The organism is Blautia parvula, assembly GCF_020215665.1.
Lineage (GTDB): Bacteria > Bacillota > Clostridia > Lachnospirales > Lachnospiraceae > Blautia > Blautia celeris.
Genome location: NZ_CP084061.1, coordinates 1748254 through 1761707, shown reverse-complemented (window position 1 = coordinate 1761707; position 13454 = coordinate 1748254). Strand labels below are relative to the sequence as shown.

Annotated in this window: 14 protein-coding genes; 10 read left to right on the top strand and 4 right to left on the bottom strand. The window is 48.2% G+C overall.

Annotated elements, in window-relative coordinates; translation table 11 throughout:
- Positions 1 to 2 precede the first annotated feature (2 nt).
- The 6 genes from LC508_RS08220 (at position 3) to LC508_RS08195 (ending at position 4878) form a co-directional block, all read left to right on the top strand.
- Positions 3 to 1301 carry a hypothetical protein gene (locus LC508_RS08220; protein ID WP_103732260.1) on the top strand — a complete coding sequence of 433 codons (1299 nt, stop codon included), beginning with the start codon at positions 3 to 5 and terminating at the stop codon, positions 1299 to 1301.
- Between the two features lie 64 nt (positions 1302 to 1365).
- Positions 1366 to 1815 (top strand): GNAT family N-acetyltransferase, encoded by a 450-nt coding sequence (locus LC508_RS08215; RefSeq protein WP_158587350.1) that lies wholly within the window; start codon positions 1366 to 1368, stop codon positions 1813 to 1815.
- Positions 1816 to 1834: 19 nt separating this feature from the next.
- Complete coding sequence (locus LC508_RS08210; RefSeq protein WP_103732258.1) at positions 1835 to 2509, top strand: PHP domain-containing protein; 675 nt, start codon at positions 1835 to 1837, stop codon at positions 2507 to 2509.
- Positions 2506 to 3072 carry a GNAT family N-acetyltransferase gene (locus LC508_RS08205; protein WP_103732257.1) on the top strand — a complete coding sequence of 189 codons (567 nt, stop codon included), beginning with the start codon at positions 2506 to 2508 and terminating at the stop codon, positions 3070 to 3072. Before LC508_RS08210 ends, LC508_RS08205 begins: the two co-directional genes overlap by 4 nt.
- Before the next feature lie 60 nt (positions 3073 to 3132).
- The gene (locus LC508_RS08200) at positions 3133 to 4083 is read left to right on the top strand and encodes an amidohydrolase family protein (protein WP_103732262.1); all 951 of its coding nucleotides are present in this window, start codon (positions 3133 to 3135) and stop codon (positions 4081 to 4083) included.
- Positions 4084 to 4137: 54 nt separating this feature from the next.
- A complete protein-coding gene (locus tag LC508_RS08195) occupies positions 4138 to 4878 on the top strand; it encodes a DNA alkylation repair protein (RefSeq protein ID WP_054353704.1) in 741 nt (246 codons plus the stop codon).
- On the opposite strand, the gene LC508_RS28230 is transcribed toward LC508_RS08195, so the two are convergent.
- The 4 genes from LC508_RS28230 to citC all read right to left on the bottom strand — a co-directional run bounded on the left by LC508_RS28230 (position 4875) and on the right by citC (position 8124).
- On the bottom strand, positions 4875 to 5009 hold the full coding sequence (locus LC508_RS28230; RefSeq protein WP_255611251.1) for a hypothetical protein: 135 nt from the start codon (positions 5007 to 5009) through the stop codon (positions 4875 to 4877). The two genes, LC508_RS08195 and LC508_RS28230, sit on opposite strands and share 4 nt — an antisense overlap.
- 67 nt (positions 5010 to 5076) lie before the next feature.
- The gene (locus LC508_RS08190) at positions 5077 to 5595 is read right to left on the bottom strand and encodes a GNAT family N-acetyltransferase (RefSeq protein WP_033143922.1); all 519 of its coding nucleotides are present in this window, start codon (positions 5593 to 5595) and stop codon (positions 5077 to 5079) included.
- A gap of 25 nt (positions 5596 to 5620) precedes the next feature.
- Positions 5621 to 7081 carry a citrate lyase holo-[acyl-carrier protein] synthase gene (gene citX / locus LC508_RS08185; RefSeq protein WP_033143923.1) on the bottom strand — a complete coding sequence of 487 codons (1461 nt, stop codon included), beginning with the start codon at positions 7079 to 7081 and terminating at the stop codon, positions 5621 to 5623.
- Entirely contained in the window at positions 7078 to 8124 is a 1047-nt protein-coding gene (gene citC, locus LC508_RS08180; RefSeq protein WP_103732256.1) for a [citrate (pro-3S)-lyase] ligase, read from the bottom strand. The genes citX and citC overlap by 4 nt, the downstream gene beginning before the upstream one ends.
- A 205-nt stretch (positions 8125 to 8329) precedes the next feature.
- Here citC and LC508_RS08175 point away from each other — a divergent pair, with 205 nt between their 5' ends.
- Genes LC508_RS08175 through LC508_RS08160 form a run of 4 tightly spaced genes read left to right on the top strand, consistent with a single transcriptional unit; the run spans position 8330 to position 13416 of the window.
- Positions 8330 to 8794 carry a (2Fe-2S)-binding protein gene (locus tag LC508_RS08175; protein WP_054353725.1) on the top strand — a complete coding sequence of 155 codons (465 nt, stop codon included), beginning with the start codon at positions 8330 to 8332 and terminating at the stop codon, positions 8792 to 8794.
- Complete coding sequence (locus LC508_RS08170) at positions 8791 to 9651, top strand: FAD binding domain-containing protein (protein WP_033143925.1); 861 nt, start codon at positions 8791 to 8793, stop codon at positions 9649 to 9651. Before LC508_RS08175 ends, LC508_RS08170 begins: the two co-directional genes overlap by 4 nt.
- Entirely contained in the window at positions 9651 to 11918 is a 2268-nt protein-coding gene (locus LC508_RS08165; protein ID WP_103732306.1) for a xanthine dehydrogenase family protein molybdopterin-binding subunit, read from the top strand. Before LC508_RS08170 ends, LC508_RS08165 begins: the two co-directional genes overlap by 1 nt.
- Position 11919: 1 nt before the next feature.
- Positions 11920 to 13416: an HAL/PAL/TAL family ammonia-lyase gene (locus tag LC508_RS08160; RefSeq protein ID WP_033143927.1), complete on the top strand. Its 1497-nt coding sequence runs from the start codon at positions 11920 to 11922 to the stop codon at positions 13414 to 13416.
- The last annotated feature ends 38 nt before the right edge of the window (positions 13417 to 13454 follow it).

Below are 13454 nucleotides of genomic sequence, written 5' to 3'. Positions count from 1 at the left end.
ATATGGAACGTAAGATAAAATATGCGCTTCCCTGGATCATTTATCTGGGGAGCCTGTTGGGATTCGTACTTGCCAGGTTTATCCTGCGGGGGATTGGGGTTGAGTTCAGATTGTGGGTGCAGGCCCTGTTCTGGGCTCTGGTTTTCCTTTTTCCGGCCCTGCTTATCGGATATTACCTGACCAGAATAAAGTATAAGGTGCTGGCTGTTGTACTGACAGTTATTTATGCTGTTTTGGCAGTGATCGTGTTTATAGGAGGCTTTGTTTATTTCCTGTTGACATCGCCCTCGGAGCATGATATCGGCCTGGGTATGATCTGCGTGGCAGAGCAGTCAGGTGGTTATACAACAGGCTATACCTATTGGGATAAAATATCTTTCTTCGGAAGAAGGCAGTTTGAGTGGGACGAGGAGAGAGATATCAGGCTTCTGGAGGACAAATACGGAATGGAATTTGCGGAGAATTCCGGCGCGTATGTGACGGAAAAATATCCGCAGATCGCGGTCCATATTTTAGGCTATCCTACCGTTTCCGGCAGCGGGCTTTCTGATGATTTTATTGAAAATATTGCGTGTGATCATTTTAAAAAGACTTATGAAGCGGAGGCGTTTCAGACAGAGTGGAGTGAAACAAAGGAGAACGGAACCGAAGGATACCATCTTATTGTGAAAAAGGAATCGGAGATAAAGCAGGCGTCAAAAGAAGCTGCCGCTATGATTTCCGATGCCATGGAAGATTCCATATTTAAGAAATTTACCGGCGTTCTGCAGGTACAGATTGAGGTAAAAGAGAATAAAAGAATATGCAGTCTGTACTTCGGAGGTGAATCGGAATCTTCAGATCTGGAAAAGCGCGGTGATTATTATGCGGATGCCGAAAATACAGAGAAAACGCTGGCACAGACATACAATGAACTGCTGCAGTCCATGGAAGAGAGTGAAAGGATAGAGCAGATCACAGAAGACACGGAGGATGAAAATAAAAAATATTTTGACCGTATGGAGCGTTCCTATGACCTTCTGTATGAGAAAAAACTGTCAGAGCAGTATACAACATCAGAAAAAACGTACAATGCAAAAGGAAACTTTTACGCTATTTTGGGAGGCGATACTGCTGAGTACGAAAATGAGGCGGACAGGCCATACGAAGTGACGGTAGTGTATGACAGAGTTTCAGATGACGGGAAGTCTCTTCTGTTTGTGATGTATAAAAAGTATCATGAAAAATCGGATACAGCTACAGGGTATTCTGTTGATTTGGATGCGGAGAAGGTGGAAGAGTATGATGTTCCGTGGTTTTGACAATGAAATTGTATTAAAAAAAGCCGGAGCCGCAGATGCGGAGACTGCAGCTTATACGCATGCCGTGGCCTGGCAACAGTCCTACAGAGGGACATTTGATGAGGCATATCTGTTATCAAAATCTGTAGAGGTAAGAAAACAGGAATTTATAAGCAGAATAAGTGCGGATAGCTATTTTGACTATTTGATTTATAAGAAACAGATACCAATTGGAATTCTGATATTAGAGGCTGACAGTAAAAATGTTTTGGAGATTGAAAGTCTCTATATCCTGGAAGCTTTTAGAAACGTGGGGGCAGGTTCGGCTGCTTTGGCGTTTGTGGTTAAAACAGCAGAGGCATTAGGAAAGCGTAAAATTTCTTTATGGACTTTGGAGTGTAATAAAAGGGCCAGGAGATTTTATGAACAAAATAATTTTGTCGTAACCGGTGAAAAGAGGACAATTTACAGGGGAGATTCCTTTACCCAAATAAAATATAGCAGACTGCTGTCCGGACGGGTTGAGGAGAAATAATAAAAAAGGGGGACAAGGAATGAAACTGGAAATGCACACCCACACAGCAGAAGGAAGCCCCTGCGCCCGGATTTTGGCAAGGGAAGTGGTAAAGGCGTACAGCCAGACGGATTATGACGGTATAGTTATAACGAATCATTTTGACAATGACCTTTTAAAAGATTTTGGAAATACGGACCGTGAGCGTATGGAGCGTTACCTTCTGGGATATGACACAGCATATGAAGCAGGCAGAGAGTGCGGACTAACGGTAATACTGGGAATTGAAATCCGGCTGGAGCCTTATGCAGAGGATTTCCTTATCTATGGGGCGGACAGAGAATTTTTGTTTGCCCATCCCAATCTGTGCTTTCTCACCCAGCAGGAATTGTATGAATTATGCCATGAAAATGGAGCACTTTTGTATCAGGCACACCCGTTCCGTCCACCATGCAGACCGCAAAATCCTGCGTATCTGGACGGAGTGGAATTTAACCAACGACCGAATGGAAGTAATCATAATGAACTACTGGAGAAATGGATCTGTGACTATCCTGATTTGAAATGGGTGTCCGGCAGTGATTTCCATGCTATGGACAATCTGGGATTTGGGGGCATTATACTGGAACAGCAGGTGAAGGATTCCGGAGAACTGGCAGATTATATGAAACACCACAAACCACATTTGATCATAGAAGGGAAAGAAAGTCCATGAATAGAAAGAATCTTCGCATAAGAATGGCAGTACCGGAGGATGCCGGAACACTGCTTAAAATTTACGAGCCATATGTAAAAAATACCTGCATCACATTTGAATATCAGGTACCTTCTGTGGAGGAATTTACACAGAGAATCCGGGAAACCCTGAAAAAATATCCATACCTTATAGCAGAGCAGAATGGCGAAATCCTGGGCTATGCCTATGCATCACCTTTTAAGGGAAGGCCAGCTTATGACTGGGCTGTGGAGACAACGGTATATCTCAAGGTAAATGTAAGAGGAAATGGAATAGGCCGGCAGCTCTATACTGCTCTGGAGGATATTCTCAGAAGACAGAATATAACAAATGCCAACGCCTGCATCACATATCCGAATCCCGAGAGTATAGGATTCCATGAAAAAATGGGGTATCGGACAGTGGGACATTTTACGAAATGCGGATATAAGGGCGGACACTGGCTTGATGTGGTGTGGATGGAAAAATTCCTGCAGGAGCATTCGGATAAACCGGAGGCGGTGATCCCGGTGGGGGAACTGCACCTGCAAGATATGCCGTGATTCGCAATTATGGGTGAATACAGTGCAGAAGAAACCAGGTATTCGGAGGAAAGAAATACTATGGATCATTCGTCAAAATTTATTTGGGCCTTAGAAAATAATGATATAGAGACTATCAGACAAATACCAAAGTCTGACTTGCATAACCATTTTGTTTTAGGCGGCAGCAGAGCGTATATTAAAAGCAGAACAGGGTTTGACATATGGCCCATAACCAAGCCATTATTTACCATGGATCAAATGCACAACTGGTCAGACAAGAATATGGGAGCCCGATTTGACACTGAACAGATGCGCAGACTGTTAATAGAAGCTGCATTTGTTCAGGCAAAGCAGGATGGAGTCACTGTTTTGGAGATAGGGGAGGATGTGTGGGCTCTTGCCACCTATTTTCATAATGATATTGATGAGTTGATTGACGCATTTAAAAGTGTCAATGACCGTATTGCGCCGCATATTGAACTTAGGCTGCAGATTGGTCTTTCGAGACATTGCAGCATTGAGTATCTTCAGTCCTGTTTAGAGCCGTTTTGGGGCAGAGAGGAATTCTATTCCATAGATTTATATGGGGATGAATCTGCTCAGCCCATAGAGAATTTTATCCCTATTTATCGTAAAGCCAGGGAAAATGGCCTGCGGCTGAAAGCGCACATAGGTGAATGGGGAACAGCAGAGGATGTGATACAGGGAATAAAACTGCTTTCACTTGATGAGGTTCAGCATGGAATCGCAGCAGCGGAATCGGATGCTGCAGTGGAATATTTGGTGAAACATAAGATCAGATTAAATATTACACCGACAAGTAATGTTTTGTTGAGCAGGACAGCCAGCATAAAGACTCATCCAATCGCAAAATTATATGGTGCGGGTGTAGATGTAACGGTCAATTCGGATGATATTTTAATATTCGACAGTGATGTGTCAAAAGAATATCTGTTACTGTATAATAACGGTGTTCTGGGTGCTGAGGAACTCAACCGCATCCGTTTAAATGGTTTGCGGCATCTGTGAAAATCTCAGACAAAAACCTGTCGAAAAACTACATATCAAAGGGGGAACAAAAGCATGACAAGTGATGAAATCCTGTCAGAATTAAGAACAATGAGTTCAGAAAAATACAAAGCAAATGTGGTGAAACTGGGCATACCGGAGGCGTGCAGCATAGGCGTATCCACTGCGGATGTGAGAAAACTTGCAAAAAAGGCGGGCAAGGACAATGCTCTGGCTCATGAATTGTGGAACACAGGTTACCATGAGGCGAGGCTGCTTGCCGTATTGGTAATTGACAAAAAGAAGTTTACACTGCAGGAGGGAGAGGCATTCATGCATGATGTCATCTCCTGGGATCTGTGCGACCATCTGTGCAAGAATCTGCTGGTCAAGCTGAAAGGATACGAGGATCTCATTGAAAAATGGTGTGACGCGGAGGCAGTATACGTCAAACGCGCTGCCTATACCCTTATGGCATCCGCTGCCATCCATGAAAAGAATCCGGAAAGCGAGACACTGGACCATTACCTTTCCCTCATCCGCACATATTCGGATGATGAGAGAGAGCATGTGAAAAATTCCGTATCCTGGGCATTGAGAGAGATTGGAAAAAGAGATTTTGATTACCAGGAAAAAGCAGTGCTGCTGGCCCATGAGCTGATAGAAAACGGAGACAAGGCCCAGAAATGGATAGGAAAAGATGCCCTGAAAGAATTGGAAAAGCTGGTCAAAGTGGAGGGGCGCGGCCGTCTGATCGCTTCCGATTCAAAGATGGGGAAGGAAAACGCAGCGCCTCTTCCGGCACAGCAGCTTTAGTCGTCTGCTTTAGACTGATAAGCGATAAGTACAATATCCTTATCCGTCTCTTTATTTAATCTGTTCTGAAGCTCATTGATTTCAGAGACACAGTCCTCTGAAATAGAAGCTACCTGATAATCATTTTCCATTTGTGATCACCTCCATGCATATAGTTTGCGGAGAATGTGATAAATTATAACAAATGCGGAATGAAATTTACAATATTTTTTGAAGCACATGCCTTGGCAGGCCGCCGTATAGACGGGTGGTCTTTACAATCTCATAGCCACTATTCAGCATATTGTTCAGACTGAAACGATTGTCAGGATGTACGGTTGCCAGAAGCCGGTTCCTCAAAACAGGGGAGCCGGCAAGAACCTCCTCTGCTTTATGAAGCATACGGGACTGAAGGCGGTTTCCCTGATATGCGGGATGCACCACCGCCATATCCATATGAACGGTTTTCTCCAGTTCTTCTTTCGTATAGCCAAGTAAATGACCGAGGTTTTCCTCTGCAAGTCCCGGGAATTTTATAAGAAAGAATCCTGCCAGGGAAGACTGGGAGATAGGTTCTGCGACAATGGTAAAGCCGCATGTCTCAATGTGTTTTTTCATATATTCTTCACAGTCGGAGCAGAACCACTCCGGGTGTTCCATGGCCTTCTGAGCCTCAGCCATCACCTGCATAATGGCAGGAATATCACGGTAATCTGCTTTTCTTATTTGAAACTCCATTTCATTTTCCTTTCTGCGCAGCCTCTCAATCCCATCTGCAGGGCAAAATGCCTGTAAAATATAAAAAATATGTGAGGGCCAGCATATCCGCGCTTCCGCCCGGACTGATATGATTTCGTACAAAATGATCATCCAGCCGGGGAAGAACGGCAAGCTGTTCTTCGTAAGAGGCATATTCTAAGAATCGTTTTAATTCTCTCCGGATTTTCGCCGCTGTTTCATAGCCGGAGCGGGTGATCAGATTGGAATCTTCTGTCTCTGCCATATAGTGCAGAAGTGTGATGCATCCCGCCTCATTCAGGGAACCGCCATGGGCCAGTACCCGGAGAAAGAGGGGATATCCCATGTGAAAGAGGGATGGGAAACCAAGATGAGCCTCCCCGCGGATTCCGGTGATGCCATACTGTCTGTACAGCCACTCTCCGTGGCTTGCGGCATGGGAGGTGTCAAGCCTCTGAAAGTCATCCGGAAGATGAACCAGCATCTGCCGCACTGTGGTTTCCAGATGGGGAAAGGCCTCCCCGGGATTGGCGTATTTCAGGCGGAAAGAGCCGCCCGCGTCTCTGGAAACCATATCATAGCCAAGCGCACAGCAGAGAATGCCCCCGGAAAAGATCATGCCTTTATGGGTGTTGACCCCGCCCGTAGCCTGTTTCATAGCCGTCTCCGCAGCTATGCCCAGCGGACGGATGGATGCGAACAGCTCCGGCAGGTCCTCCTCCTTTCCCTCCTTAAGGGCGAATTCCATCCCCTGCCTGGTCACCTCAATAAAATAAGAAGTAAGAGCATAGGCACTGTCACGGAAGGTATACCGGTCCATATCTGTGTGCGCACCGTTGTGCATAAGGTCCACAAGGCCGGGCTTTAAAGTGGTATTGACCTCATAAAAAAGCGCTTTCTGCATCAGCAGTCCGATATGGACGGAAAAACGTTCCACAAAAAAATCTCTCATAAGAGAAATCTCCCGCTCCACCAGCTCCTGAGCTGTATGTGTCCGGGAGCGTCCGCACAGAAAGGCAGGTCTGTCACAGAGCAGACAGGTGCGCCCGGCATATCCGAGGGATTCCCTGGATACTTTAGTGCCGTCGGGCATCAGCACGTCAATGTCAAAGAGACGTCCGAGAGGATGGGTTTCCTCCAGTTCTGTGAGATGTATTTTACATATACGGGCAAGACCGGACTCCTTTTTAACAGAAAAGAATGCCTCATATCCTGTAACTTCCCGAACCTCCCGAAAAGCGGTGATATCCGCTTCCAGCCAGAGAAGGCATTCCCGGATGGCTTCCAGACCTGCTTCAAAGGCCAGAATGGTATAGGGGAAGACCTTGATTGGCCCTACGATATTCAATGTAAAGCTGATCAGGGCAGTGTTATCACGCTGTATATCTTTCAGCATTTCTCTTTGAATGGCTGCCCGCCGTTCTCTGGCATCCAGCACCTGATCCAGGGTAATGGGAGTGCCGGAGCATAAATCTGTATGGTTCATGACTGTCTCTCCAATAGTTGTTTTCTGAGGGCAATCCCCTCCTGTGATACCAGATAGTGGTAAGTATTGTCCGGCACCAGCGGACGAAGGGATTCCATATGGCCTGCCAGGAATTTCTCCCGGACAAGGGTTGCACTGATAATTGTATCTCCGCATGTCTTCCGTGGAATTTCCACAACCTCGATCCCACAGGCCGGAAGGGTCTGCTTCATCTGTTCATTATACGCTCTTGTGACCGGGGAAAAGGGTTCCTCCCCAACAAAACGCTTTTTAATATGAAAGGCATCCCTGAAATAGTCTGCAAAAATTTTCAAATCCAGTTCCGCGGCTTTGTCCGAAGCCCCTGCCTTATCCTTCAGGAAATAGTCGGGAAAGGTGGCATGGGAGATGAGATATTCGGAACTGCCGTGGACCATGACATTTTCAAGATCCCTGCATCCCTCCCTGACAAGACGAAGCCTGACATCAGCGGGAAACTCCGAAGCGTCAGCGGAGAGCACAAAGACATGGAGCACGTCACACGCCTGTGCCGCGGTTTCGATCAGATAACGGTGCCCCCTGGTGAAGGGATTGGCATTCATGACAATGGCACCCGCGTCTTTGCAGGGAGGGAGAGGAAATTTGGCAAGCTCCTCCTTCAGATAATGGGAGATACCATCCTTTCTGTTCTCCAGCAGCAGCATGGTATCTGTTTCCGTTATGGGGTAGAAGCCCATATCCTCAAAAACAACCCGGTATTTTGGTTTGGTAAATAAAAACAGATGCGGAATGCCGCAGGTATAAGCCTGTTTGATAAGCTGTGTGACGATTCGCTGCAGAAGCCCTTCCCCCTGGTAAGTTTCATCCACAGCAATGCATTTCAAAATATTTTCATGTCTGGAACCGCAGCCTATGATCTCCCCGTCCCCCCTGCACAGCAGGACAGAGTAGATGATCTGCGCGTCATAGGTCAGGCCGCTTTTTTCCAGAAACTGTTCCATTTTTTTTCTCTTTCGGCCCCGGAAGGGAAAGCCCTCCTCCAGGTAGCTGTTTGCCAGTTCCATAGTAAAACCTCCTGTCTGTTACTCATTATTTAAGAAAAAACCATTTCCGTCAAGAGTTTCTTGGAAAATAGACAAAAAACCAGAGGGATTTCAACGGTTTTTCAACGGAAGTGATATACAATAGACTCATCAGACAATGGACAGACTGAAAAACGCACAAAGAGGCGTAAAAGATATAAGAAAAAAGCAGGAGAGGGTGAATAGAATGCTGCTCAGATGTATGATCAACGGAGAACAGATAGAGAAAGAGACAGAGCCGACAAAACGTCTGCTCGATTTTCTGCGTGAGGACTGCGGACTGACCGGTGTGAAGGAGGGCTGTAGCGAGGGAGAATGCGGTGCCTGTACGGTACTGCTGGACAGAAAAGCTGTGACAAGCTGTACGGTCTTTGCAGGCCAGGTCATGGACCGGGAGATCACCACCATTGAGGGACTGGAACAAAACGGTGAGCTGGACGCGCTGCAGAAGGCGTTTATCCGGATGGGAGCTGTCCAGTGCGGTTTCTGCACACCGGGTATGATATTGTCCTGTAAGGCACTGCTCTATGAGAATCCCCACCCCACAGTGGAGGAAATCAAGAGAGCCATCGAGGGAAATCTGTGCCGCTGTACAGGGTATGAGAAAATCGTGAAGGCTGTGAATGCCGTGGGAGAGGGGGAAATCAAGTGAGTTTCCGAATACCGCAAAATCTGGATGAACTGGCTGCTGCCCTCAGGGAAAAAGATGAGAATACTTATCTCTGCGCAGGGGGAACAGACCTTGTCATCCACTTGAGAAAAGAAAAAAAATTTCATTATTCATTGATTGACCTGACACATCTGCCGGAGCTGTCACAGATCACAGAGACAGAGGATTCCGTGATCATCGGCGCAGGTGTCACCATGACAGAGCTGGAACAGAGTCCCCTTGTCAGGACATGGATACCGGCTCTTTCTAAGGCCGCATCCATGGTAGGCTCCACCCAGATCAGGAACCGGGCCACCCTGGGAGGAAATGTGGCAAACGCATCCCAGAGTTCAGATACTACCCCGGTGCTGCTTGCCTATGGCGCAGAGGCAGAGATTCTGGACGGGACAGGTGCAGTGACAAAACGTCTGGTGGATGATTTTGTGGAAGGCCTGGAGAAGACCACCCTGGGAGAAAGAGAAGTCATCCTTAAGTTTATTGTGAAGAAACAGCATGTGCTTTCAGCATTTGCAAAAGTAGGTGCCAGAAAAGCAGTTACCATTTCAAAGATAAACGGCTGTATCTGTACAGAGATAAAAGAGGGATGTATGATGCACCCTGTAGTATATCTGGGGGCCGTGGGCGCAAAAGCGGGCCGTGCCCGTCTGATTGAAGCGTGTCTGGAGGGACAGACACTTTCCGGCTGTGACGAGGAAAAGATTCGGGATGCTGTGTACGCCCAGATAGAGGAGAATATTCCGAACCGGCCGTCAAAGCATTATAAAAAATCAGCCGCTTTCGGGGTCATTGACCAGATACTGGATGACCTTCGCAGGGCAGAAGAGGAGGCGGGCAGATAATGGATACAAATAAAAGCGATTTGAAATATGTGGGAAAGAGCTATATCCGTGAGGATGTGTATGACAAGGCCAGGGGAAAGACAAAGTACACCTGTGACAGGCAGATCGCCGGCATGCTCTATGCCAAGCTGGTTCTGAGTGAAAAAGCCAATGCGGATATTACAATCCGTACGGAGAAGGCAAAACAGGTACCGGGCGTCCGGGCAGTGTTTACCCATGCGAATGTGCCGAAAATACCTTACAACCCGCACAACTGGTCTGCCTGTCTGGATGCTCCCATGGACCAGTATATTTTAAGCGAAAAGGCCCGTTATGTGGGAGACCATCTGGCCCTTGTCGTAGGGGAAACCAAGGCAGCCGTGGAGGAGGCAGTCAGTCTGGTGGAGATCGATTATGATGAAGCTGCCCCCGTCATCGGCCTTAATGCTGCCAGGAAAACAGAGGGTATGCTTGCATTTGAAAAAGAGGTTAGCTGCGGGGATTATGAGGCGCTTACCGGAGATGGGGAAGCAAAAGATGGGCTGATCGTGGTGAGCACAGAGGGAAGTACCCAGAAAATCCACCACAGCGCCATTGAACCCCATATTGCACTGAGTGAGATTGACGAGAACGGCAATCTGGTACTCTGGACCCCGTGCCAGACGGTTTACCAGGTCAGATACCATATCAGCCATCTGCTGGGCATCCCTTATACAAAGGTCCGTGTTATAAAAGCTGTGATGGGCGGTTCTTTTGGAGGAAAGGGGCAGACCGTGGTGGAGCCGGCCTGTGCATTTGCCACATGGATACTGAGATGTCCGGTCATGCTGTATATGGACAGGCAGGATGCAGTCATGGGAACCAGAAGCAGAAATGCCACGGAAACCCGTGTAAAAACAGCGGTTACCAGAGATGGCGTCATTAGAGGACGCAGAATAGATGCGGATATTGACGGAGGTGCCTATTATACCAATGCTTCGGCAATTGCCATGGCGTACTGTAAAAAACTGTTCCGCATGTATCATGTTGAGAACCAGACCTGCCATGTGCGGACCTTCTATACAAATACCATTTCCGGGGGCGCCTGCAGAGGCTACGGTTCTCCCCAGGCTCATGCTGTCACGGAGGTAAATCTGGACCAGGCAGCAAATGCCATCGGTATGGACCCTTGTGAACTCAGGCTGAAAAACATTGTACATCCTATGGATGATGACCCCACAGGGGGAACGAATCTGGGAAATGCCAGGATAGAGGAATGTATCCGGAAAGGCATGGAGGTCTTTTCCTGGAAAGAAAAAAGAGAACATATTCATGAGAAGGATACCAGACGGTACGCGTATGGAGTAGGCATGGCCTGCGGTGCCCATGGAAATGGCTATAAGGGCGCGTATCCGGAGTTTACAAATGTGACCATATCCCTGCATCCGGACGGAACTGTGGAGGTGCAGATCGGAATCCATGACCAGGGCTGCGGAACGGTTATGACCATGCAGCAGATAGCAGCAGAAGCGCTGCATATGGATGTATATCGGATCAAGATCCACGAGGCCGACACTTTTATCACCCCATATGACGCGGCGGGAACACAGGCCAGCCGTGTCACCTATGTGTGCGGACGGGCAGTGCAGAAGGCAGGAGAACAGCTTCTGGACAAGATGAAACAGGCATGTGTGGAGATGTATCAATGGGATCAGGACAAGATAGAGGCCGATGACGGAATCCTTCGCTGCGAAAAGGAGGAGAAGTCTTATAAACAAATAGCGCTTGACTATGAACTTAAGTGCTGCCGTTACATGCACACGGAGCTGGAATACGAGCCGCCGTCCAACCCGGGAACTTACTGCTGTGCCTTTGCTGAGGTGCGGGTGGATAAGTATACGGGGCAGACAGAGGTGCTGGACCTGTTCTGCGTACATGATGTGGGACAGGTCATGAACCGGACGCTGTCTGAAGGCCAGGTGGAGGGTGGTGCCCAGATGAGTCTGGGGCAGGCTCTCTTTGAAGAGATTTCCTATGATGCAAAGGGAAGGGTCAAGACCAAAAACTTCTCCAAGTATCATATTATCAATGCACCGGATATGCCAAAGGTGCGCTCCATCTTTGTGGAGGACGGGGAGCCGGATGGCCCATACGGAGGAAAGAGTTTGGGAGAGATCGCAGCCGTGGCACCGGCGCCGGCAGTGGCCAATGCCATAAACTACGCGCTGGGGAGCTGTTTTGCAAGTTATCCCATCACACCGGAGAAGGTAGTGGCATATCTGGAAGAGAAACGTAAGGAGGGCAATTAACATGCAGGAGAAGGTAATTCGGCTGACCGGAAGTGAGCTGACGATTTCCCAGATCAAGGAAATCGCATTTGAAAATGCAAAAGTGGAAGTGGATGCAGAAGCCATGGACAAGGTCAGGAAAGCCAGAGAGCTGATTTTTGAGCTGGACAAACGCGGTGTTGCAGTTTACGGGCTGAATACAGGTGTGGGCTGGAACAAGGACAAGGTGGTGTATGCAGACCGATACGACGCCTACAACAAGAATCTTTTGAGAAGCCATATGATCGGTGTGGGGCCGGAGTGCAGCATTCCGGAGACAAGAACCATCATGGCTGTCCGTTTGAACGGTTTTCTCTGCGGTCACACAGGTGTGGCCCCGGAGATTGTGCAGTATTATGTGGAATTTTTAAACAGAGGCGTCCATCCGGTCATGAAGAGCCGGGGCAGCGTGGGGGAAGCAGATATCGCAACCCTTCCCGCCATTGGACTGACAGCCATCGGGGAAGGCGAAGCTTATTACCAGAACCAGCGCATGGAAAGTGCGAAAGCGCTGGAGCTGGCAGGTTTGGAGCCGCTGAAGCTGGGACCAAAGGACGGCCTGGGCATTGTCTCCTCCAATGCCCAGGGAGCCGCTTTCGCAGCCATGGGAGTCATTGAGGCGGAACAGTTTATTGAGCGTTACAGAAGGGTATTCTGCCTGGCGCTTGAGGGGCTGAACGGCGTGCTTGACCCCATGGACGAGAGCGTGAACCGGGAGAGGGGCTATCAGGGCCAGATAGAATCAGCCAGAAAATGTAAGGAGCTCTTAAAGGGCAGTTATCTGGAAAAACCCTGGGAGGGCAGAGCCCTTCAGGACCCATTGAGCTTCCGGTGCCAGAGCGCCATCACAGGTTCTGTGATGGATGCCCTGGGCTACCTGAAACAGCAGCTTAGTGTGGAGTTAAATGCCACAGATGACAATCCATGCCTGCTTCCTGAGGAGGACAGAATGTGCGGAAGCCCTAACTTTGAACCGCTTACCTGGGTACTGGCTGTGGAGATGGCGAGCACGGGACTGGCACATATGTCAAAGATGATCTCCCAGCAGATTTTAAGGATCGGTGACCCGGGCTTTACAAAGCTGAATCGTTTCCTGACACCTGTGGAGGGCGCGGTCATTGCCTACGGAACCATTCAGAAGACCGTGTCTTATCTGGATACGGAGAACCGCATGTATGCCAATCCATGTTCCCTTGATTTCCTGAGCATGGCAGGCCATATAGAGGATACCGCAAGCAATTCCACCATGGCAGCGGCAAATATGCGCAGGATCATTGACAACCTGTACTACATGGCAGCCATTGAGCTGATGCATGCAGCCCAGGCCGTGGATTTAAGAGAGAATCCCATGCTTGGGGAGGGGACAAAGCCATTGTTTGAGTCCTACAGGAAAGTGGTCCCCTATCTGGACAATGACAGGAACATGTCAGTGGACATCCAGAAGACTTATGAGTTCCTGAAATCTTATAAGACAGAGTAAATAAGACTGCAGTAAAGCGGAAAGACCAATCCGCATTA

Excerpts from the sequence above, each read along its gene's own strand:
- LC508_RS08165 (WP_103732306.1), top strand. The coding sequence starts at position 9,651 with ATGGATACAAATAAAAGCGATTTGAAATATGTGGGAAAGAGCTATATC.
- LC508_RS08175 (WP_054353725.1), top strand. The coding sequence starts at position 8,330 with ATGCTGCTCAGATGTATGATCAACGGAGAACAGATAGAGAAAGAGACA.
- LC508_RS08190 (WP_033143922.1), bottom strand. The coding sequence starts at position 5,595 with ATGGAGTTTCAAATAAGAAAAGCAGATTACCGTGATATTCCTGCCATT.
- citC (WP_103732256.1), bottom strand. The coding sequence starts at position 8,124 with ATGGAACTGGCAAACAGCTACCTGGAGGAGGGCTTTCCCTTCCGGGGC.
- LC508_RS28230 (WP_255611251.1), bottom strand. The coding sequence starts at position 5,009 with ATGGAAAATGATTATCAGGTAGCTTCTATTTCAGAGGACTGTGTCTCT.
- LC508_RS08220 (WP_103732260.1), top strand. The coding sequence starts at position 3 with ATGGAACGTAAGATAAAATATGCGCTTCCCTGGATCATTTATCTGGGG.
- LC508_RS08205 (WP_103732257.1), top strand. The coding sequence starts at position 2,506 with ATGAATAGAAAGAATCTTCGCATAAGAATGGCAGTACCGGAGGATGCC.
- LC508_RS08210 (WP_103732258.1), top strand. The coding sequence starts at position 1,835 with ATGAAACTGGAAATGCACACCCACACAGCAGAAGGAAGCCCCTGCGCC.
- LC508_RS08160 (WP_033143927.1), top strand. The coding sequence starts at position 11,920 with ATGCAGGAGAAGGTAATTCGGCTGACCGGAAGTGAGCTGACGATTTCC.
- LC508_RS08195 (WP_054353704.1), top strand. The coding sequence starts at position 4,138 with ATGACAAGTGATGAAATCCTGTCAGAATTAAGAACAATGAGTTCAGAA.
- citX (WP_033143923.1), bottom strand. The coding sequence starts at position 7,081 with ATGAACCATACAGATTTATGCTCCGGCACTCCCATTACCCTGGATCAG.
- LC508_RS08200 (WP_103732262.1), top strand. The coding sequence starts at position 3,133 with ATGGATCATTCGTCAAAATTTATTTGGGCCTTAGAAAATAATGATATA.